Source organism: Streptomyces lycii, assembly GCF_009735685.1.
GTDB classification, from domain to species: domain Bacteria; phylum Actinomycetota; class Actinomycetes; order Streptomycetales; family Streptomycetaceae; genus Streptomyces; species Streptomyces lycii.
Window position 1 is genome coordinate 1 of the sequence record NZ_WHPN01000281.1, and the last position, 20,008, is coordinate 20,008.

Below are 20,008 nucleotides of genomic sequence, written 5' to 3' on the forward strand. Positions count from 1 at the left end.
CCTCCGCCGGTGCCGGGGCGGCCGTCTCGGGTCCGGCGCCCGGCTCGGTGTCCACGGTAATGAAGACGGCGCCGACGTCGACCGTCGCGCCCTCCTCGTAGTGCAGCTCCCGCACCACCCCGTTGAAGGGGATCGGGAGTTCGACGGCCGCCTTTGCCGTCTCGACCTCGCAGACCGTCTGTCCGTCGGTCACGCTGTCGCCCGGCTTCACGTACCACTTGAGGATCTCTGCCTCGGTGAGCCCCTCGCCCACGTCCGGCATCTTGAACTCGCGGAAGCGCTGAGTCGTCGTCATCGTCACTGCTCCTCGGCCCCTCAGTACGCCAACGCGCGGTCGACGGCGTCCAGCACCCGGTCCAGCCCGGGCAGGTACTCCTCCTCCAGCCGGGCCGGCGGATACGGCGCGTGGAAACCGCCCACACGCAGCACCGGGGCCTCCAGGTGGTAGAAGCACCGCTCGGTGATCCGGGCGGCCAGCTCCGCGCCCGTACCCAGGAATACCGGAGCCTCGTGCACCACGACCAGCCTCCGGGTCCGCTCCACCGAGCCCTGAACGGTGTCGAAGTCGATCGGGGACATCGAGCGGAGGTCCACGACCTCGAGGGACTTGCCCTCCTCCGCCGCGGCGGCGGCCGCCTCCAGGCAGACCTTCACCATCGGGCCGTACGCGACCAGTGTGAGGTCGGTGCCCTCGCGGACGGTACGGGCCCGGTGCAGCGGGCCGGGGATGGACTCGGTGTCGACCTCGCCCTTGTCCCAGTAGCGGCGCTTCGGCTCGAAGAAGATGACCGGGTCGTCGCTGTCGATGGCCTGCTGCATCATCCAGTAGGCGTCGGCGGAGTTCGACGGCGAGACACACTTCAGGCCCGCGACGTGCGCGAACAGCGCCTCGGGCGACTCGCTGTGGTGCTCGACCGCGCCGATGCCGCCGCCGTACGGGATGCGGATGACGACCGGCAGCTTGACCTTGCCCAGCGCGCGGGCGTGCATCTTGGCGAGCTGGGTGACGATCTGGTCGTACGCGGGAAAGACGAAGCCGTCGAACTGGATTTCGACCACCGGGCGGTAGCCGCGCAGCGCCAGCCCGATCGCGGTGCCGACGATGCCGGACTCCGCGAGCGGGGTGTCGACGACCCGGTCCTCGCCGAAGTCCTTCTGCAGGCCGTCGGTGACCCGGAAGACGCCGCCGAGCTTGCCGACGTCCTCTCCCATGATCAGGACCTTGGGGTCGTTCTCCATCGCCTTGCGGAGCGATTCGTTGATCGCCTTCGCGAGCGGGAGCTTCTGCGGCTTTCCGGCAGCGATGTCAGCGGCCATGTCAGCTGACCTCCTCGGCGAAGGACGCCTGGTAGGCGGCGAACTCGGCGCGCTCCTCGTCCACCAGGGCGTGGCCGTCGGCGTAGACGTTCTCGAAGATCGCCATGGTGTCGGGGTCGGGCATCAGCCGGATGGCCTCGCGCACCCGCTGGGCGAGCCCGTCGCTCTCCCGGTCCAGCTCCGCGAGGAAGCCGTCGTCCGCGATGCCCTCGGCCGTCAGATACGTCTTCAGCCGCAGGATCGGGTCCTTGGCCTCCCACGCCTCCCGCTCCTCGTCCCGGCGGTACTTCGTCGGGTCGTCGGAGGTGGTGTGCGCGCCCATCCGGTACGTGAACGCCTCGACCAGCGTCGGGCCCTCGCCGCGGCGGGCCCGCTCCAGCGCGGAACGGGTGACCGCGAGGCAGGCCAGCACGTCGTTGCCGTCGACGCGGACGCCCGGGAAGCCGTAGCCCTGTGCCCGCTGGTAGAGCGGCACCCGGGTCTGCTTCTCGGTGGGCTCGGAGATCGCCCACTGGTTGTTCTGGCAGAAGAACACGACCGGGGCGTTGTAGACGGCGGAGAACGTGAAGGCCTCCGCGACGTCGCCCTGGCTGGAGGCGCCGTCACCGAAGTACGCGATGACGGCCGCGTCGGAGCCGTCCTTGGCGACGCCCATGGCGTAGCCGGTCGCGTGCAGCGCCTGCGAGCCGATGACGATCGTGTAGAGGTGGAAGTTGTTGCTGTTCGGGTCCCAGCCGCCGTTGTTCACGCCGCGGAACATGCCGAGCAGATTCGTCGGGTCCACCCCGCGGCACCAGGCGACGCCGTGCTCGCGGTAGGTCGGGAAGACGTAGTCGTCGTCCCGGAGCGCCCGGCCGGAGCCGATCTGCGCCGCCTCCTGGCCCAGCAGCGACGCCCACAGGCCCAGCTCGCCCTGCCGCTGGAGCGCGGTGGCCTCGGCGTCGAAGCGCCGGGTGAGCACCATGTCGCGGTAGAGACCGCGCAGCTCGTCGTCGGTCAGGTCGATGGAGTGGTCCGGGTGCTCGACACGCTTGCCCTCGGGTGTCAGCAGCTGCACGAGCTCCGGCTTCGTCGCGTCCGGCGGCTTTTTCGCGCCGGCGCGCTTGGTCGTACGGCGCGGCTTGCGCGCCGCCGTGCTCTCCACGGTCACGGTGTGCTCCTCCGTCTGTCCGGCCCCCGGGGTCGCCGGTGGCCCGTTGGTCCCCCTCACCGACGGCAGGGGGGAGGCTCACCCGCTTCGTAACGGCGCACGGGGTGGGTGCGGCTGCTTCGAACCGGGCGTGACAGGCGCCCGGAACAGGGTCTGCGAGAGCACGTTACCCAGTGTTGCGCATTCCTGCGAAACCCCATCTGACCTGCGATTTTGCTTGGATATCCAAGTAAATCGTGAAAGTCGGGAACAACTACTGGTCACAGCCTTGCAGCCTGCCGGGACAACGGCACGTTATCCCGGGGGACAAGAGCACGGGAAGACTTCGTATGGGAAACTGGCTTCGTGCGCAAAGACGGACGTATGCCACATATATCTGTTTTCCTCGTCGACGACCACGAAGCCGTACGGCAAGGGGTGCACGGGCTGCTCTCCGGAGAGCCGGACATCGAGATCGTCGGCGCCTGCGGGACCGCCGCCGAGGCGCTCGCCCGCATCCCCGCCGCGCACCCGGACGTCGCGGTGCTCGACGTCCGCCCGGCGGGCGGCGGCAGCGTCGAGGTGTGCCGGGAGATCCGCGCCCTCGACGAGGAGGTCGGCTGTCTGATGCTGACGTCCTTCGCCCCGGAGGAGGCGCTGTCCGACGCGCTGCTGGCGGGCGCGGCGGGCTGCGTCCGCAAGGCGGTGCACAGCCGGGAGCTGGTCGAGGCCGTACGCGATGTCGCGGCGGGCCGTACGCTGCTCGACCCGGAGGCCGCCGGCCGGGCGCTGGAGCGGCTGCGGAACGGCGGGCCCACCCGGACGGCGCGGCTGACCGGCCGGGAGCGGACCGTCCTGGAACTGATCGGCGAGGGCCTGAGCAACCGCGCCATCGCCGACCGGACGGGGCTCGGGGAGGACGTCGTCCACGAGGTGGTGTCCGGCCTGCTCGCCAAGCTCTCGGCCGAGCGCCGGGTGCGGTCACCGGCGTGAAAGGCCCGGGGCACGCTGCAAGGGCCCCACGGGCGACGGGCGACGGGCGACGGGCGACGGGCGACGGGCGACGGGCGACGGGCGACGGGCGACGGGCGATCCTAGCCGCCCGAGCAGCCAGGACACGAGCTGAGCGAGGCCGCGGTCCGCCTGATCTAACATCTGACGAGTGCCGCGCTCATCCGTTGCCCCACCCCCGCCGGGCCTCGCCCCGCCCCCTCGTACGGACTCCGCAGCGGCCGGCCCCGGCCCGGGCGCGGGTCCTGACACGAGCCCCGGCGCGGGCCCGGGCACGGGCCCTGACGCGGGCTCCCTCGCCGAATTGCTGCGCCGCTACGGCCTGCCCGGCGAACCGGTCGCCTGCGAGCGCGTCGCCCAGGGACTGCTGAACCGCGGCTACCGGCTCACCACCACCGGTGGCCACTGGTTCCTCAAACACCACCTCGACGGCGACAGCCCCGCCATCGCCCGCCAGCACGCCGCCACCGTCCGGCTCGGTGCGCTGGCCCTGCCCGTCGCCCCGCCGCTCGCCGACACCGACGGCCGCACCACCGTCGTCCTCGACGGCCACTGCTACGCCCTGCACCCCTGGGTCGAGGGCCGGCACCGCTACGGCTCCCAGCTCACCGGCGCCGGTTCCGCCCGGCTGGGGAACCTGCTCGGCCGGGTGCACACCGCGCTGGAGCAGATCATGCCGCCCGCCGCCCACGTGCCCCGCCCCGCGTCGGGTCCGGCCGGCCCCGCTCCGGCGGGCAGGCTGCGGCTGCCGGGCCAGCGGCGCCCCACCTATCCGGCGGGGCCGCCCGCTCAGGAGAGCGCCGAGCCCGCCGACACGTACGCGCTCATCGACGAACTGCTGGCGCGCGTACGGCGGCGGCGCGCCCCCGACTCCTTCGACGCGCTGGCCGAACACCGGCTCACCGAGCGGCGTGCCCTGTTACGGCAGCACGCCCACCGCCGCCCGGACCCCGGCGAAGCGCCCCGCCCGGGCTGGGTGCACGGCGACTTCCACCCGCTGAACCTCATCTACCGGGGCACCGAACCGGCCGCGATCGTCGACTGGGACCGGCTGGGCGTCCAGCCCCGCGCGGAGGAGGCCGTCCGGGCCGCCGCAATCTTCTTCGTGCGGCCGCGGGGGACGCTGGACCTGGCGAAGGTGCGCGCGTACGCACGCGGATACCGGGCCGCGACCGGCGCGGGCCAGGACGAGCTGGCGGCGGCCGTGCACCGGGTGTGGTGGGAACGCCTGAACGACTTCTGGATGCTGCGCTGGCGCTACGAGCTGCACGACGGACGCGCGGACGACCAGTTCCCCGCGGCGGCCGCCCTGGCGGTCTGGTGGACCACGCGCTACGAGGACGTGCGCCAGGCGTTCACCGGCTGACTCGGCTGCCGCGTACGGCGGCGGGGGCGGACCGCGCCCGCGACAGCGGGAGGACACGTACGGCAGCACGGAGGCCCCGCGTACCACAGCGGGAGGACACGTACGGCAGCACGGAGGCCCCGCGTACCACAGCGGGAGGACACGTACGGCAGCACGGAGGCCCCGCGTACGACAGCGGGTGCCGGGAATCGGCCGCCGAGGGCACGGGTCCCGCCGCCGCGAGTCCGCGGCCACCCGCCGCCTCCGTCCCCGAGGACGGCCGGGCGCCCGCACCCGGCGGGGATGCGTGCTGCGGCTACTCGCCGTCCTCGTTGCCGCCGCCGCCACCGGTCGGCAGGGTCGTCGGCTGGTCGCCGCCCCCGTCGTCGCCGCCGGGGCCGCCGCCCTCGTCGCCGGTCTGGGTCGGGGTGCTCGGGTCCGGATCGCCGCCGCCGTTGCCGCCACCGGCACCGCCGTCGCCCTCGGTCTCGCTCGGCGAGGTGGTGGCGCTCGGGGACGTCGTCGGTGACGGGCTCCAGTCGCCGGTGCCGCCGTCGGTCGGCGTCACATCGCCCGTGTCGCCGGTGCCCGGCTCCTCGCCGGTGCCCTCGGAGCTCTGCTCCTCGCTGGGCGTCTCCGTCGGCTTCTCCTCCTGCGACTGGCTGTCCGACGGCTTCGGGTTCGGGTTGTCACCCTTCCCCGTGTCGGCCTTCTGCAGCGCGATGACCACGCCGACCGTGACCGCGATCAGGGCCAGCGCCATGAACAGCCACAACTTGCCGCGGCCGGCACCGCCGTTGCCGTTGCCGCGCGGACCGCCGTCGTACCCGCCGTCGTCACCGCGCGGGGAGCCCAGCAGCGGGGCGGGGATCTGCGAGGTGTCGCTGTGGCCCGGGTGCGCCAGGGCGCCGCCGCCGATCGCGGCGCCGCCCATCGCGGGGGTGGAGGCCCCGGCGTGGGTGACCGGGCCGGTGTCCCAGGTGCTGGTCCAGCCACCGCGCTCGCCGAGCATCCGCAGCGCGTACTGCACCATGCCGCGCATCTCCTCGGCGCTCTGGAACCGGTCGTCCGGCTCCTTCGCGAGCGAGCGCATGACCAGCCCGTCCAGCTCGGGCGGCACCGAGTCGGACAGCTGCGAGGGCGGCACCGGGTTGTCCTGGACGTGCTGGTAGACCACCGACAGCGGGGTCTCGCCGACGAACGGCGGGCGCAGCGCGAGGAGTTCGTAGAGCAGGCAGCCGGTGGCGTAGAGGTCGGAACGGGTGTCGACGGTCTTGCCGAGGGCCTGCTCGGGGGAGAGGTACTGCGGGGTGCCCATGACCATGCCGGTCTGGGTCATGGTGGACTGCGCGCCGTGCAGGGCGCGGGCGATGCCGAAGTCCATGACCTTGACCGCGCCGCCATGGGTGATGATCACGTTGGCGGGCTTGATGTCGCGGTGCACGATGCCGTGGTGGTGGCTGTAGGCGAGAGCCTCCAGCACGCCGGAGACGATGATCAGCGCCTGGTCGACGGGCGGCGCCTCGGCGTTGAGCAGCAGATCGCGGATCGTCCGGCCCTCGACCAGCTCCATGACGATGTAGGGCACGACGTTGCCGGCGACCGTGTCCTCGCCGGAGTCGTAGACCGCGACCACGGCGTGGTGGTTCAGGCCCGCGACGGACTGCGCCTCGCGCGTGAAGCGGGCCTTGGAGACCGGGTCCTCGGCGAGGTCGGAGCGGAGCAGCTTGACCGCTACGGTGCGTCCCAGACGGACGTCCTCGGCGGCGAAGACCTCAGCCATGCCGCCGCGGCCGAGGCGGTGGGTGAGACGGTAGCGTCCGTCGCCGACCAGGCCGCCGTTACCCCACATCTCCGGCGTCTCGGTCATGCCGCCGCCGCCTCCGTCGGGTTCGGACGGGCCGCCGGCGCGCTGCGTCTGTGCCATCTGTCCTCGCCGTTGTGTTCTGTCCGCATCTGTGCGGTAACCGGGTCCCCCTGCCTGGATCCGGGCCTGCCGGACCCTGGAGCCCGAGGGGCTTCCGGTAGGCACGCTACAGCCTCGGCGTGGCGCACCTTTCAGTGATGGACAGGCCATCAAACCCGCCGTTGGTGTACGAACGCAAATCCGCTGGTGCCCTTGTAACACTTCCCGAACTCTTCTTGCCCATCCGGTCACGGAACGGGCATGCGGCTTGACGTGCCCGACCCCTGGGGCAGACTTGGCCAGGAATCACTGTTCGATCAGTACGCCGGTACGCCGGGAACGTCGGGCAGCGCACCGAGAACACCGGATCACCGGAATACCGAGCACGCCGAGAACACCGTGGCCTGGCAGGGCCGTGCGCCGAGGGGGAGTAAGTCACATGAGTCACGACGGCGCGCAGGGCGGCGCTGCGGGAGGCCCGGGACGTTCGATCGCGGGCGGCCGCTACCAGGTCCGGGACCTGCTCGGCGCGGGCGGCATGGCCTCCGTGTACCTGGCCCACGACACGGTGCTCGACCGGCAGGTCGCCATCAAGACGCTGCACACGGAGCTGGGCCGCGAGGAGGCCTTCCGGGAGCGCTTCCGGCGCGAGGCGCAGTCGGTCGCGAAGCTCTCGCACACCAACATCGTCTCCGTCTTCGACACCGGTGAGGACACCCTCCCGGACACCGACGGCGGCGCCAAGATGCCGTACATCGTCATGGAGTACGTCGAGGGCCGCCCGCTGCGCTCCGTGCTCGACGAGGACATCGCCCGGTACGGCGCGATGCCGACCGACAAGGCGCTGAAGATCGCGGCGGACGTGCTGGCGGCGCTCGAGGTCAGCCACGAGATGGGCCTGGTGCACCGGGACATCAAGCCGGGCAACGTCATGATGAACAAGCGCAACGTGGTCAAGGTCATGGACTTCGGCATCGCGCGCGCCATGCAGTCCGGTGTGACATCCATGACACAGACGGGCATGGTCGTCGGCACCCCGCAGTACCTGTCGCCCGAACAGGCCCTGGGGCGCGGTGTGGACGCCCGCTCCGACCTGTACTCCGTCGGCATCATGCTGTTCGAACTGCTCACCGGGCGGCTCCCCTTCGACGCGGACTCGCCGCTGGCCATCGCCTACGCGCACGTCCAGGAGGAGCCGGTCGCCCCGTCGAGCATCAACAGCTCGATCCCGCCGGCCGTCGACGCGCTGGTCGCCCGGGCGCTGAAGAAGAATCCGAACGAGCGCTTCCCGACCGCGGAGGCCATGCGCGACGAGTGCGCGCGGGTCTCCTCCAGCGGCGCGACGGGCGCCGGGCCGCAGATCGTCAGCGGCGCCGCGGGCACGCGCAGCGGCGCCGGGGTCGGCTCCGCCGTCTTCCCGCCGGTCGACCAGCAGACCCCGGCCCCGCAGCACCCGCACACCCCGTACCAGCCGCAGCCGGCCTCCGGCGCGGGCCAGCTGGGCGGCTTCGGCCCGTCCACCCCGCCGCCCGCCTCGCAGCCGATGGGCGGCTACGGCACCCCGGCACCCGGCCCGTACGGCAGCGGGGTGCAGACCCCGCCGCCGTACGTCATGGCACCGGGCGGCGCCCCGGCCGGCGGCGGCAGGAAGAACATGCCGGTCGTGGTCGGCGCGATCGCGGTGGCGCTGCTGGCGATCGGCGGACTGATCACCGCCATCGCCATGAACAACGGCGACGACGGCGGCAAGCAGGCCGACGACCGGCAGACCAACCAGCCGGTCGATCCGGGCTCGGGCGGCACGGAGGCGGACACGGACTCCGGTTCGGGCAGTGACGCGGACAGCGAGCCGGAGAGCGGCAAGGCCGTCCCGGAGGACAAGAGCCGCACCATCGACGAGGACAAGTGCACCGACGCGTACGAGCACTACGACGACCAGGACTCGGTCTCGATGCCGGACTTCTTCACCCGGAACCTGTCCTCGGTGAAGGACTGCATGAACGCGGCGGGCTGGAAGTACAACGAGGTCGAGTACGAGGACTCCCTCTGGGGCAAGAACTCGGTGATCGAGCAGATCCCTCGCAAGGGTGAGGCGTTCAACCCCGAAGAGGACAAGATCACGCTGACCGTGGCGAGCGGCAAGACACCGTAGGGCCGTCCCGGCCGCTCACAGCGGCACCGCACGGCGCGGGGCCCGTACGCGAACTGCGTACGGGCCCCGCGCCGTGCGTCGTCGGTCGTCGGTCTTTGCTCGTCGGGCGCCCGGACCCGTCCGTAAGACCGCCCCCGGAGCACCGGCCCGGAGGCACGGGCTCCGGAGCCGGGCTCAGCCGGTACGGCCGGGGGGTGCGTACGGGCTCGGGGGTACGTACGGATTTCAACAGCAGGCTCAGCAACACTCGCGCGCAAGGTCGTGCGCAGGGCCCGGCGGGGTTCAGAGGTACGAGGTTCGGCAGTACGGGATCAGAGGTACGGGATCAGAGGTACGGGCCGGAGCGGGCGCCGCCGCCGGGGCTCGCGCCGTCCTCCTCGCCCTCGGACGCGATCATGCCCGGGGGGAGCGCCCGGCGCATCTGCTCCAGCTGGGCGCGGGCCGCCATCTGCTGCGCGAAGAGGGCCGTCTGGATGCCGTGGAACAGGCCCTCCAGCCAGCCGACCAGCTGCGCCTGCGCGATGCGCAGCTCCGCGTCGCTGGGCACGACGTCGTCGGTGAAGGGCAGCGAGAGCCGCTCCAGCTCCTCCACCAGCTCCGGCGCGAGGCCGTCCTCCAGCTCCTTCACGGAACCCGCGTGGATCTCCTTCAGCCGGACCCGGCTCGCCTCGTCGAGAGGCGCCGCCTTCACTTCCTCCAGCAGCTGCTTGATCATGCTGCCGATGCGCATGACCTTGGCGGGCTGCTCCACCATCTCCGTCACCGGGGTCTCGCGGGCCTCGCCCTCGCCGTCGCTGCCCTCCGGGCCGGCGCTGCCGAGAGCCATCCCCTCCGGTCCTACGACGAGGACCTGCGGATTCTCCTGTGACCGTTCATTCCTCGGCATCTCCATGCCGCCATTCTCTCGCACCGGGCGGGGTGGGCGGGCTCGGCCCCGGCTCACGGGGCCGGGGCGCGCGAGCCGTCCGGAAGGGGCGCGCGTCGCGTCCTCAGCGCCATCGCAGCCGGATGCCGAGGAAGCCCAGTCCGAGCCCGACGAGCAGGATTCCGGTGCCGAGGGCACCCACCTGGACGCCGGCCCCGCCCTGGCCCGTGCCCGGCGGGCCGACGGTGGCGGGCGGCCCGGCCTGCGGTGGGCTGCCGCTGTCCGCGGGATCCGCGGCGAGCTGCCGGGCCGGGGCCTCCGGGGCCCGGGTGGGGGCGTGCCCGTCGGTCCGTACCGAGGCGGGCGCGGCGACCGGTCTTCCCCGGTCCGAGGTGAAGTGATCATGGGCGAGGACCGCGGGCGCCGGCGCCACGGCGGCGGCGACCAGCAGTCCCAGAACCCACTTCGTGCGAAGCACCGGAGCCACAGGGTGACCCCCTCCCGTGCCGAACGGCATGATGACCGTGTCCAGCGTCACACGAGCCGACATCCCCGGCATCTCGGACATCGGGCGGCCTGCTCCGCGGGGGCGCCCCGTTACGGAACCAGCAGGATCTTCCCCACGTGCGAGCTGCCCTCCAGCACCCGGTGGGCCTCGGCGGCGTCCCGCATCGGCACCGTCCGGTCCACCACCGGCCGCACCCGGCCCGCCGCCACCAGCGGCCAGACGTGCTCCCGTACGGCCGCGACGATCGCCGCCTTCTCCTCCGGCGGCCGGGCCCGCAGCGAGGTCGCGGTGACCGCGGCCCGCTTCGTCAGCAGCGCGCCGAGGTTCAGCTCGCCCTTCACACCGCCCTGCATCCCGATGATCGCCAGCCGGCCGTTGACCGCCAGCGCCTTCACGTTCCGGTCCAGGTACTTGGCGCCCATGATGTCGAGGATGACGTCCGCGCCAGCGCCGTCCGTGGCCTTGCGGAGCTGCTGGACGAAGTCCTCCTCGCGGTAGTTGATCAGGATGTCGGCGCCCAGCTCACGGCAGCGCTCCAGCTTCTCCGGGCTGCCCGCGGTCACCGCGACCTTCGCGCCGACCGCCTTCGCCAGCTGGACGGCCATGGTGCCGATGCCGCTCGACCCGCCGTGCACGAGCAGCGTGTCACCGGGGCGCAGATGGGCGATCATGAAGACGTTCGACCACACCGTGCAGGTGACCTCCGGCAGCGCGGCCGCCGTGACCAGGTCGACTCCCTCCGGCACCGGCAGCAGCTGTCCCGCCGGCACCGCGACCCGCTCGGCGTAGCCGCCGCCCGCGAGCAGCGCGCAGACCTCGTCGCCGACGGCCCAGCCGGAGACACCCGGTCCCAGGGCCGCGATCCGGCCGGAGCACTCCAGCCCGGGATACGGGGAGGCGCCGCGCGGCGGATCGTAATAGCCCTGCCGCTGGAGGACATCGGCCCGGTTGACGGCACTGGCCGCGACCTCGACCAGGACCTCTCCCTCGCCGGGAACGGGATCGGGCACCTCGGCCCAGGTCAGAGCCTCGGGTCCGCCGGGTTCGGGGATGGTGATCGCGTGCGTAGACATGCCGCGAGGCTACTCCGCCGGTCTCGGCGGGCGGCGTTCCTCCGCCTCCGCGGCGTGCGCCGCCTTGGCCCGCCGGATGGTGATGAGACGGTCGGTGGACTGCAGCGGGCTCGCCTTCGGGTCGTCGTAGCCGAGCAGCCGGTGACCGCGCAGCACGGAGACGACGAGGTCCCCGGTCTCCCGCACCGAGCGGCCCACCTCCGCCTTGACGACCGGCCGTTCGACGAGATCGAGCCCGCTGCCCTGCGAGATCAGGTCCTCCATCACGGTGCCCGCGCTGGGGCTGAGCATGGACAGGCCGAGCAGCCGGCCGGCGGCGCTCGCGCTGGTGATGACCGCGTCGGCACCGGACTGGCGCAGCAGCGGCGCGTTCTCCTCCTCGCGGACCGCGGCGACGATCTTCGCCGCCCGGTTGAGCTGACGCGCGGTCAGGGTGACCAGGACGGCGGTGTCGTCGCGCTGCGTCGCGATGATGACCTGCCGCGCCTTCTGCGCCTCGGCGCGCAGCAGCACGTCGCTGCGGGTGGCGTCGCCGATGACGCCGACGAAGCCCTCGGCGTTCGCCGCGTCGATCACCTTGCTGTTCGGGTCGACGATGACGACCCGGTCCTTGACCAGGCCCTTGGCGAGCAGTGTCTGCACGGCCGAGCGGCCCTTCGTGCCGAAGCCGACGACGACGGTGTGGTCACGCAAGGCAGTCCTCCAACGGGCCAGCCGCCATTCCTCCCGGGTGCGTTCCGTGAGGACTTCGAGTGTGGTGCCGACCAGGATGATCAGGAACATCACGCGCAACGGCGTCACTATCAACACGTTGACCAGCCGCGCGCTGTCGCTCGCCGGGGCGATGTCGCCGTAGCCGGTGGTGGAGAGGGTGACGGTCGCGTAGTAGAGAGCGTCGAGGAAGTCGACGCCCTTGTCGACGTTGTCCTGGTAGCCGTCCCGGTCCAGATAGACGATCAGCACGGTCGCGAGCAGCACCAGCAGCGCCATCAGCAGCCGCCGGGCCACCTGCTGGAGCGGCCGCACGGTGTCCCGGCGGGGCAGCTGGATGCGGAAACTGGTCGGATCCTGCTCGCCGCGCGACGCGGCAGCGTCATGGGTTGGCAGCTTCACTCGATCTCCCCTTCGAACCAGGGGAGTTCCACGACCTCCACCACGGCTCCCGGCTCGGCACCGCCCGGGGGCACGACGGCGAACCCGTCGGCGGCGGCGACCCCGCGGAGCATAGCCGGTCCGTTGAACCGCAACGGAACCGCCCACTCGGCGTCGTCCCGGCCGGTGCTGCCGCCGTCCGCGCGGTGGGGGGCGCGGTGGGGGGCGGGTTCGGCGGTGCGGCCGGTCCTGCCCTCGTCGGCGCGGCGGGTGGTGGGATCGGTGGTGCGGTGGTCGATGCGGTGGGTGGTGGGTTCGGTGGTGCGGTACGCGACGGGCACCAGCCGGGTGGAGCGCGGGTGCCCGGTGACGCCCTCGGCGAGCGGCGCCCGTGCGGGGGCGCACGCCGCTCGGCCCGAGAGCGTGCGCAGCAATGGCTCGACCAGTGTCAGCAGCCCCGACACGGCCGCGAGCGGATTGCCCGGCAGGCCCACCAGATGCCGGCCGGGGGCCGTCCGCGCCAGCAGCATGGGGTGGCCCGGGCGCACCGCGACACCGTCCACCAGCAGCTCCGCGCCGGTGGAACGCAGCACCGGGTGCACGTGGTCGACCGGCCCGGACGCGGTGCCACCGGTGGTGACGAGCAGATCCGCGGTGGAGGTGGTGACGGCGCGGCGCAGCAGCCCGGCGTCGTCGCCCAGCCGGTGCGGTCCGGTCACCTCCGCGCCGAGGGCCCGCAGCCAGGGGGCGAGCATCGGGCCGAGGGCGTCGCGCACGAGGCCGTCGCGGGGCGGTCCGGAGTCCAGCAGTTCGTCACCGAGGACCAGGATCTCGACGCGGGGGCGGCGCACGGTGCGCAGCGTGTCGTATCCCGCGGCGGCGGCCAGTCCGAGGACGGCGGGCGTGACGCGCGTCCCCGCGCGCAGCAGCCGGTCGCCGCTGCGGCACTCCTGGCCGCGCGGACGGATGTCCTGGCCGGGGGCGAGGGGCCGGTGGGCGTGCAGCCGATCGTGGGGGACGCGGCGCTCGGGGGTGGGCGGGGTGGGGCTGTGCGGGGCAGGGCTACGGGGGATGGGGCCGTGCGGGGTGGCGCTGGGCGAGGTGGGGCCGGTCGCAGTGGCGCTGGGCGAGGTGGAGCCGGTCTCGGTGGCGCTGGGCGAGGTGGAGCCGGTCGCAGTGGCGCTGGGCGAGGTGGGGCCGGTCTCGGTGGTGTCGTTGTCGTCGGTGCCGGTGGTGTGGTTGGGAGTGGTGTGGTTGGGGGTGGTGTGGTTGCGGGTGGTGTTCTGCCTCTCGGCGTGCGGCCCTGCGGCATTTTGCCCGGTGGCGGGCTTGTCCGTGGCGGACTTGTCCGTGCCGAGCTGATCCGTGGCGGGGGGGCGCGCGCTGTGGACTTCGCCGTGCTCGCTGCGGAGTACGGCGGTGGTGCCCGCGGGCACGGGGGCACCGGTGGCGATCGGCACGGCCTCGCCGTCCTCCAGCGCGGCGCCGGTGTGCCCGGCCAGGATGCCGGGCCCGCCCGCGCCGACGAGCCGCCAGGGCCCGGGCCCCGAGACGGCCCAGCCGTCCATGGCGGAGGAGTCGAAGGACGGCAGGTCGGTGAGCGCCGTCAACGGTTCGGCCAGCACCTGCCCGAGAGCGTCCCCGAGTTCCCGCAATTGGGCGGGGAGCGGCCCGCGCGCGGCGCGAGCAGCCACGGCGCGCGCCTCGCTCCAGGGCATGGCACCGTGCCGCGGGCGCGCGGGCGGTCCCTCGTCACGGGCGCCCACCCCCGGTGCCGTTCCCGTTCCCGGTGCCGTTCCCGTTCCCGGGGCCGGTGTCGTTCCTGTTCCCGTGGCCGGGGCCGGGGCCGACGAACGGCCGGTGTCCGTGCCGGCGTTGATTCCGGTGTCCGTGCCGAGGTCCGTACCGCCGTCCGTACCGGTGGATCGGCCGCCCGCGGCCTCCGTACCCGGAATTGTGCTCCGGCCGTCGGCGCGGCGGGCCGGCCCACCCGGCGCGCACCCGGCCTCCCGACCGGCGTCCCACTCGGTGTTCCGACCGGCGTTCCGTCCGGCGTTATGTTCGGTGTTCTGCCCGGTGCCGGGCCCGGCCTTCTGCCCGATGCCCTGCCCGGTGTCCCGTTCGGCGTTCTGCCGGGCGTTCCGTTCGGTGGCTCGCCGCGGGCGGGAACCGGAGTCCCGGTGGCCGGCCGCACCACCGCTGCCACCGTCCGGCACGCCGCGACCGCCGTCCGGCGCTTCCGGTGCCCGGGCGGCCGGAGGGCGTGGGGCCTCGTCGGCCGGTTCGGGGCCGAACCAGTCGCGAAGCAGCGGTTCCGGTTCGGGTGGCTCCGGCGCGGCGGCCGTGGTCGGCCGGCGTCCCTCGTTGGCGATGGTGAGGGCCTCGTCGAGGTCGTCACCACCGGCACCGGGTTCGCGACCCGCGCCACCGGCGCCGGGTGCGCGCCCGGCCCGGCCGGTGCGCGGGCCGGTGCCCCGGTCCGCTCCGCCCGGGCTCGTCATTCCGTGGTCTTTCCCGGGTCCTCGGCGGACTCCTCCGCCCAGCGCGCGGCGAGCGCGGCGGCCTTGCGGGCGGCCTCCGCCACCGCCTCCGGGCCGCCACCGGCCTGCGCCGCGGCGTACCCGGCGAGGAACGTGGTGAGCGGCGCGGCGGGCCGGGCCACCCCGTGGGCGGCGTCGCGTGCGAGGTCGAGCAGGGCGGCGGTGTCGACGTCCAACTCGATCCCGAGTTCGTCCTTGACTGCGGTGATCCATTCGTCCAGCACACGCCCATGGTCCCTGATACGGGCCCGGGCGGCGGCGAGGTCCTCCCAGGTGTCGCAGTCGAAGGAGGCGGTGGCGTCCTCGGCGGGCAGCCGGCGCAGGTCGAGGTCGGCGGTCAGCAGACGCAGGGGCAGATGCGCGAGACCGCCGTGCTCGGTGGCCACGAGCGCGAGTTCGCGGCGCAGCGACTCGGTGCGGTAGACGGCGACAAGCGGCTGGTCACGGCCCTCGGCGTCGGTGAGCAGCACACCGTCGGGGCCCTGCGGGCGGGCCGGACCACCCCGACGACCGGGCGCACCGCCTGCGCGCCCGGTACCCGAACGCGCGGCCGCAGAACGCACGGCACCGGACGCACCGCCGGAACCCCGGTCACCGAACGCGCCACCGGGCGTGCCATCAGGATCCCGGTCACCGAACGCGCCACCGGGCGTGCCACCAGGATCCCGGTCACCGAACGCGCCGCCAGGGTCCCGGTCACCGAACGCACCACGGGACGCACCACCGGGCGTGCCACCGGAACCCCGCTCACCGGACGAACCACCAGACGTGCCACCGGAACCCCGCTCACCGAACGCGCCACCAGGCGTGCCCTCGGCACCCGCCCCACCGGAACCCCCGCCACCAGGCGTGCCCTCAGCACCCGCACCACCGGAACCCCCGGCACCGGGCGTGCCGTCCGGACGTACGGCACGGGACCGCCCGGCTGCCGGGCCCGGGGGCCGGGCGGTGCCGTCCGCACGGGCGGCGGCCTCTTCCCGGTTGCCGACGGCCGCCCGGTCATCCCGGTCGTCCACGGTGGTCCCGTGATCCCGCTCGTCCACGGCGGCGCCCTCCACGGCCTCCCGGTCGTCCAGGACGGCCCGGTCCACGGCGTTCCGGTCGTCCAGGCCGTCCAAGGCAGCCAGCAGCGCGCCCACCGTGTCCGGTGTCAGGAACGGCAGGTCGGCCGAGAGCGCCAGTACGACCGGGGCGGTGACATGCCGGATCCCGGCGTCCAGCGCGGCGAGCGGGCCACCGCCCGGCGGGTTCTCGTACGCCCAGCGCACCGGGCGCGCCGTCGGACGGCGGGCGCCGACGACGACGGTGCGGGCCGCGTCGTCGCAAGCGCTCAGCACCCGGTCCAGCAACGGCCGCCCGCCGACCCGGAGCCCGGGCTTGTCGGCCCCGCCGAGCCGTTTGGCGGCACCGCCGGCGAGCACCACGGCGTCGTACACCTGCACAGTCATGCCCCGAGTATCTCCGGGCGCCGGGCCCTTACCCGCTGCCGGGTCGGCAGCCCCGGCTGCGGCCCGCTGCCCCGGAGGCCACCCGGCCGCTTCGGAACCCCCGCCCCTGCGGAGCACGCGGGCGCGCTCCCGTAACCCCGGTCACCGGCGCGAGGACGACGGACACCCGGAAGCGCCCGGAAAGCATCCCGACCCGCCCGGACCCACCCGGACCCATCCGGGCGGGTCCGGACCCGCCCGGGCGCGTCCGGACTCACCCGGACTCACCCGGACGCGCCCGGAGCTACAGCGTGCGCAGGAGCACCGCCGGATGTTCGACGCAGTCCGCGACGTAACGGAGGAAGCCGCCCGCCGTTCCGCCGTCGCAGACCCGGTGATCGAAGGTGAACGACAGTTGCACCACCTGCCGGACCGCCAGTTCGCCCCCGTGCACCCACGGCTTCGGCACGATCCGGCCGACGCCGAGCATCGCGGCCTCCGGGTGGTTGATGATCGGGGTGGAGCCGTCGACGCCGAAGACGCCGTAGTTGTTGAGCGTGAAGGTGCCTCCGGTCAGCTCGGCGGGGGTGAGGCGGCCCGAGCGGGCGGCCTCCGTGAGCCGGGCGAACTCCCGCGACAGCCCTTCCGCGTCCAGCAGATGGGCGTCGCGGACCACCGGCACCATCAGACCCCGGTCGGTCTGTGCGGCGAAACCGAGGTGGATCCGCGGCAGCCTTACGACCTCGCGGGCCTCCGCGTCCACGGTGGAGTTCAGCTCCGGATACCGGGCGAGCGCTGCCGTGGTGATCCGCGCCATCAGGGCCAGCAGGGAGATCTTGGGGCCGCCCGCGGCGTTCATGGCGGCCCGCGCCGCCAGCAGCTCGGTCGCGTCGGCGTCCACCCAGGTGGTGGCGTCCGGAATCTCCCGCCGGCTGCGGGACAGCTTGTCGGCCACGGCGCCGCGCACGCCGCGCAACGGCACCCGGTCGGAACGCAGGCCCCGCCCGTCCCCGGACGGCGCCTCCTCCACCGGCCGCTGCCCGGGCCCCGCCCCCGCCACCGGCTCCGCCCCGGCCGGCGAGCCGGGCACGGCGTCCGCGAACGGCTCCGTCCCCGTACGGGCCTCGCCGGCGTGTCCTGCCGGAACTGCCGTGCGGCTCTGCCCGCGCGGGTCGGCGTCCATCGGCCCCTGCACGGCGTACGGCTCGGCGGGCGGGCTGTCGGTCCCGCCGCGCGTGTCCCGCGCGGCCGCGCCGGGCCCTCCGGCTCCCGACCGCACGGCGCGCTCGACATCGGCGCGCAGGATCAGCCCGTCGGGCCCGGAGCCGGCCAACCGCCGCAGGTCGATGCCGTGTTCGCGGGCGAGGCGCCGCACCAGCGGGGAGATGACGGCCACCGGGCCCCCGGTGACGGTGCGGTCCGGTCCGCCCCGGCCGGCCGCGGCCCCTTCGGACCGTGCCGTTCCGGCCCCGGGCGCACGGCCCTCGATGCCGTCCAGCGGCTGCCAGAACTCGGACGCGGCCTCGGAGGGGTCTCCGCCCGACGGCTCCGCCGCGGCCGTGCCGGGGGCGGCTGTTCCACCGTCGCCGTGCACACCACCGGGGCCGCCCGCCCGAACCCCTCGCGGCGCGCCGCCGGGCCGCTGGGCTGCCGGGCCCTCCTGCGGCGGCCACGCGCCGCCCTCGGGAAGCGTGCTCCCGTCCCGCTCGACCGGGCCGGACCGGCCGCCGCCGGACGCCGCGGACTCCCGGTCACCGCGCACCTCGGCTTCTCCGGCCGGTCCGTTCGGGCGGACCCGTCGGCGCCGCGCCGCGGGGGCGGCTGTGCCGTAACCGACGAGGACGTTCCCGGACCCCTCCGCCTCCGGGTCCGCAGCCGGCACACCGGAGCGGCCCCCGTCCCGGCCGGGACCGCCGCGGCCGCCGGAAGCGGGAGCCGCCCCCGCTCCCGGGCCGTTTCCGCCGCGGTCTGCCGCGCCCCCCGCACCGGAATCCGTGCCCCCGGTGCCGGCCTCCCCGCCCGCCACGGGTGCCTCGGCGCCGACCGCCACCGTCAGCAGGGCGGCCCCCACCGGCAGCTCCGTCCCCTCCTCACCGAAGCGGGCCGTCACCACACCCCCGTACGGGCACGGGACCTCGACCATCGCCTTGGCCGTCTCGACCTCGACAACCGGCTGGTCGACACGGACGACGTCGCCGACCTCGACAAGCCAGCGGACGATCTCCGCCTCGGTCAGCCCCTCGCCGAGGTCGGGCAGCGCGAATTCTCGGACCACGGGCATCAGTGCGCCCCTTCCCGGCCGGAGCCGCCCGCGGTGAAGTCCGACTCCCACTGGAGCCGGGCCACCGCGTCGAGGATCCGGTCCACGCCCGGCAGATGGTGCTTCTCCAGCATGGGCGGCGGATACGGAATGTCGAAACCGGTCACCCGCAACACCGGCGCCTCCAGGTGGTGGAAGCAGCGCTCGGTGATCCTGGCGGCCATCTCACCCCCGGGGCCGCCGAAGCCGGTGGCCTCGTGCACCACCACGGCCCGCCCGGTCCGGCGGACCGACGCGCACACCGTGTCGTCGTCGAACGGCACCAGGCTCCGCAGGTCGACGACCTCCAGCTCCCAGCCCTCCTCGCGCGCCGCCTCCGCCGCCTCCAGGCAGACGGGCACGGAGGGGCCGTAGGAGATGAGCGTCGCGGAGCGCCCCGTGCGCCGGACGGCGGCGCGGCCGATCGGGGCGACGGGCTCGGGGGCCTCCGGTGACCAGTCGGCCTTCGACCAGTACAGCCGCTTGGGCTCCAGGAAGACGACGGGGTCGTCCGAGGCGATGGCCGCGCGCAGCAGCCCGTACGCGTCGGCAACCGTGGACGGGGTGACGACGTGCAGGCCCGGAGTGGCCATGTAGTACGCCTCGGAGGAGTCGCTGTGGTGCTCGACCCCGCCGATGCCGCCGCCGTACGGCACGCGCACGGTGATCGGCAGCGGCATGGCACCGCGCGTACGGTTCCGCATCCGGGAGACATGGCTGACGAGCTGCTCGAACGCCGGATAGGCGAAGGCGTCGAACTGCATCTCGACGACCGGCCGCAGCCCGTACATCGCCATGCCCACGGCCGCGCCCAGGATCCCCGCCTCGGCGAGGGGCGTGTCCGTGCAGCGTTCGTCGCCGAAGGCCGCCGCGAGCCCGTCGGTGACACGGAAGACCCCGCCGAGCGTGCCGACGTCCTCGCCCAGGACGTGCACCGTGGGGTCGGCGGCCATCTCGTCGTGCAGCGCACGGCCCAGGGCCTGCGCCATGGTGGCGGGCTTGCGGGCCGTCGCGCCGGCCGGCTTCCGGGCCGCCCGGGTGGCGGCCTGTGTGGTGGTCTGTGTGGTGGTCTGTGTGGTCACTGCGGTCACTCCCCCGTCTTCCGAGCGCCATCGGCTTCTCCGGCTTCCCCCGAACCTCCGGCCTCTCCGGACCGTCCCGCTTCCCCGGACCGGCCGGCCGGGGCGTCCCGCCCGGGCCGGTCGCCCCGGTTGGCCCGGTCGCCCCGGTTGCCCCGGCTGTCCTGCTCGGCCCGGTGCGCCCGTCCCGCCTGTGCCGCTTCTCCCGCCCGTCCTGCCTGTGCCGCTTCTCCCGCCTGTCCTGCCTGTCCCGCTTCTTCCGCCT

General features: G+C 74.1%; 14 protein-coding genes and 2 pseudogenes. 3 read left to right on the top strand and 13 right to left on the bottom strand.

The window, feature by feature from the left end; all coding sequences use genetic code 11:
- The 3 genes from GCU69_RS14765 to pdhA form a co-directional block, all read right to left on the bottom strand.
- The coding region (locus GCU69_RS14765) for a biotin/lipoyl-containing protein (RefSeq protein ID WP_328629996.1) at positions 1–295 on the bottom strand (295 nt) is incomplete at its 3' end.
- Positions 296–315: 20 nt separating this feature from the next.
- The gene (locus GCU69_RS14770; protein WP_098752829.1) at positions 316–1,317 is read right to left on the bottom strand and encodes an alpha-ketoacid dehydrogenase subunit beta; all 1,002 of its coding nucleotides are present in this window, start codon (positions 1,315–1,317) and stop codon (positions 316–318) included.
- 1 nt (position 1,318) lies between these two features.
- Positions 1,319–2,467, bottom strand: coding sequence for a pyruvate dehydrogenase (acetyl-transferring) E1 component subunit alpha (gene pdhA / locus GCU69_RS14775; protein ID WP_098752830.1), 1,149 nt, complete (start codon positions 2,465–2,467; stop codon positions 1,319–1,321).
- A gap of 345 nt (positions 2,468–2,812) precedes the next feature.
- On the opposite strand from pdhA, the gene GCU69_RS14780 reads away from it, so the two are divergent.
- Together GCU69_RS14780 and GCU69_RS14785 are read left to right on the top strand one after the other, a co-directional pair.
- Positions 2,813–3,439 (top strand): response regulator transcription factor, encoded by a 627-nt coding sequence (locus GCU69_RS14780; RefSeq protein ID WP_156206305.1) that lies wholly within the window; start codon positions 2,813–2,815, stop codon positions 3,437–3,439.
- Between the two features lie 322 nt (positions 3,440–3,761).
- Positions 3,762–4,823: a phosphotransferase gene (locus GCU69_RS14785; RefSeq protein ID WP_156206306.1), complete on the top strand. Its 1,062-nt coding sequence runs from the start codon at positions 3,762–3,764 to the stop codon at positions 4,821–4,823.
- A gap of 295 nt (positions 4,824–5,118) precedes the next feature.
- Here GCU69_RS14785 and GCU69_RS14790 read toward each other — a convergent pair whose 3' ends face one another.
- A complete protein-coding gene (locus tag GCU69_RS14790; RefSeq protein WP_098752835.1) occupies positions 5,119–6,729 on the bottom strand; it encodes a protein kinase domain-containing protein in 1,611 nt (536 codons plus the stop codon).
- Between the two features lie 418 nt (positions 6,730–7,147).
- Here GCU69_RS14790 and GCU69_RS14795 point away from each other — a divergent pair, with 418 nt between their 5' ends.
- Positions 7,148–8,860 (top strand): protein kinase domain-containing protein, encoded by a 1,713-nt coding sequence (locus GCU69_RS14795; protein WP_156206307.1) that lies wholly within the window; start codon positions 7,148–7,150, stop codon positions 8,858–8,860.
- Positions 8,861–9,185: 325 nt separating this feature from the next.
- Here GCU69_RS14795 and GCU69_RS14800 read toward each other — a convergent pair whose 3' ends face one another.
- From GCU69_RS14800 to GCU69_RS14845, 9 genes and pseudogenes are all read right to left on the bottom strand, one after another.
- Complete coding sequence (locus GCU69_RS14800; RefSeq protein WP_098752837.1) at positions 9,186–9,752, bottom strand: bacterial proteasome activator family protein; 567 nt, start codon at positions 9,750–9,752, stop codon at positions 9,186–9,188.
- A 97-nt stretch (positions 9,753–9,849) separates the two neighbouring features.
- A complete protein-coding gene (locus GCU69_RS14805) occupies positions 9,850–10,203 on the bottom strand; it encodes a hypothetical protein (RefSeq protein WP_143671167.1) in 354 nt (117 codons plus the stop codon).
- Positions 10,204–10,322: 119 nt separating this feature from the next.
- Complete coding sequence (locus GCU69_RS14810; protein ID WP_156206308.1) at positions 10,323–11,306, bottom strand: NAD(P)H-quinone oxidoreductase; 984 nt, start codon at positions 11,304–11,306, stop codon at positions 10,323–10,325.
- 9 nt (positions 11,307–11,315) lie between these two features.
- Complete coding sequence (locus GCU69_RS14815; protein ID WP_098752840.1) at positions 11,316–12,419, bottom strand: potassium channel family protein; 1,104 nt, start codon at positions 12,417–12,419, stop codon at positions 11,316–11,318.
- Positions 12,416–14,092 (bottom strand): molybdopterin molybdotransferase MoeA, encoded by a 1,677-nt coding sequence (locus GCU69_RS33730; protein ID WP_328629997.1) that lies wholly within the window; start codon positions 14,090–14,092, stop codon positions 12,416–12,418. Before GCU69_RS33730 ends, GCU69_RS14815 begins: the two co-directional genes overlap by 4 nt.
- A gap of 803 nt (positions 14,093–14,895) precedes the next feature.
- A pseudogene (locus tag GCU69_RS34950) lies at positions 14,896–15,417 on the bottom strand (DUF6457 domain-containing protein); the annotation flags it as partial.
- Between the two features lie 606 nt (positions 15,418–16,023).
- Positions 16,024–16,386, bottom strand: a pseudogene (gene mobA / locus GCU69_RS34955) (molybdenum cofactor guanylyltransferase); the annotation flags it as partial.
- 283 nt (positions 16,387–16,669) lie between these two features.
- Entirely contained in the window at positions 16,670–18,646 is a 1,977-nt protein-coding gene (locus GCU69_RS14840) for a dihydrolipoamide acetyltransferase family protein (protein ID WP_156206309.1), read from the bottom strand.
- Positions 18,646–19,653 (bottom strand): alpha-ketoacid dehydrogenase subunit beta, encoded by a 1,008-nt coding sequence (locus GCU69_RS14845; RefSeq protein WP_098752843.1) that lies wholly within the window; start codon positions 19,651–19,653, stop codon positions 18,646–18,648. Before GCU69_RS14845 ends, GCU69_RS14840 begins: the two co-directional genes overlap by 1 nt.
- Positions 19,654–20,008: the final 355 nt, after the last annotated feature.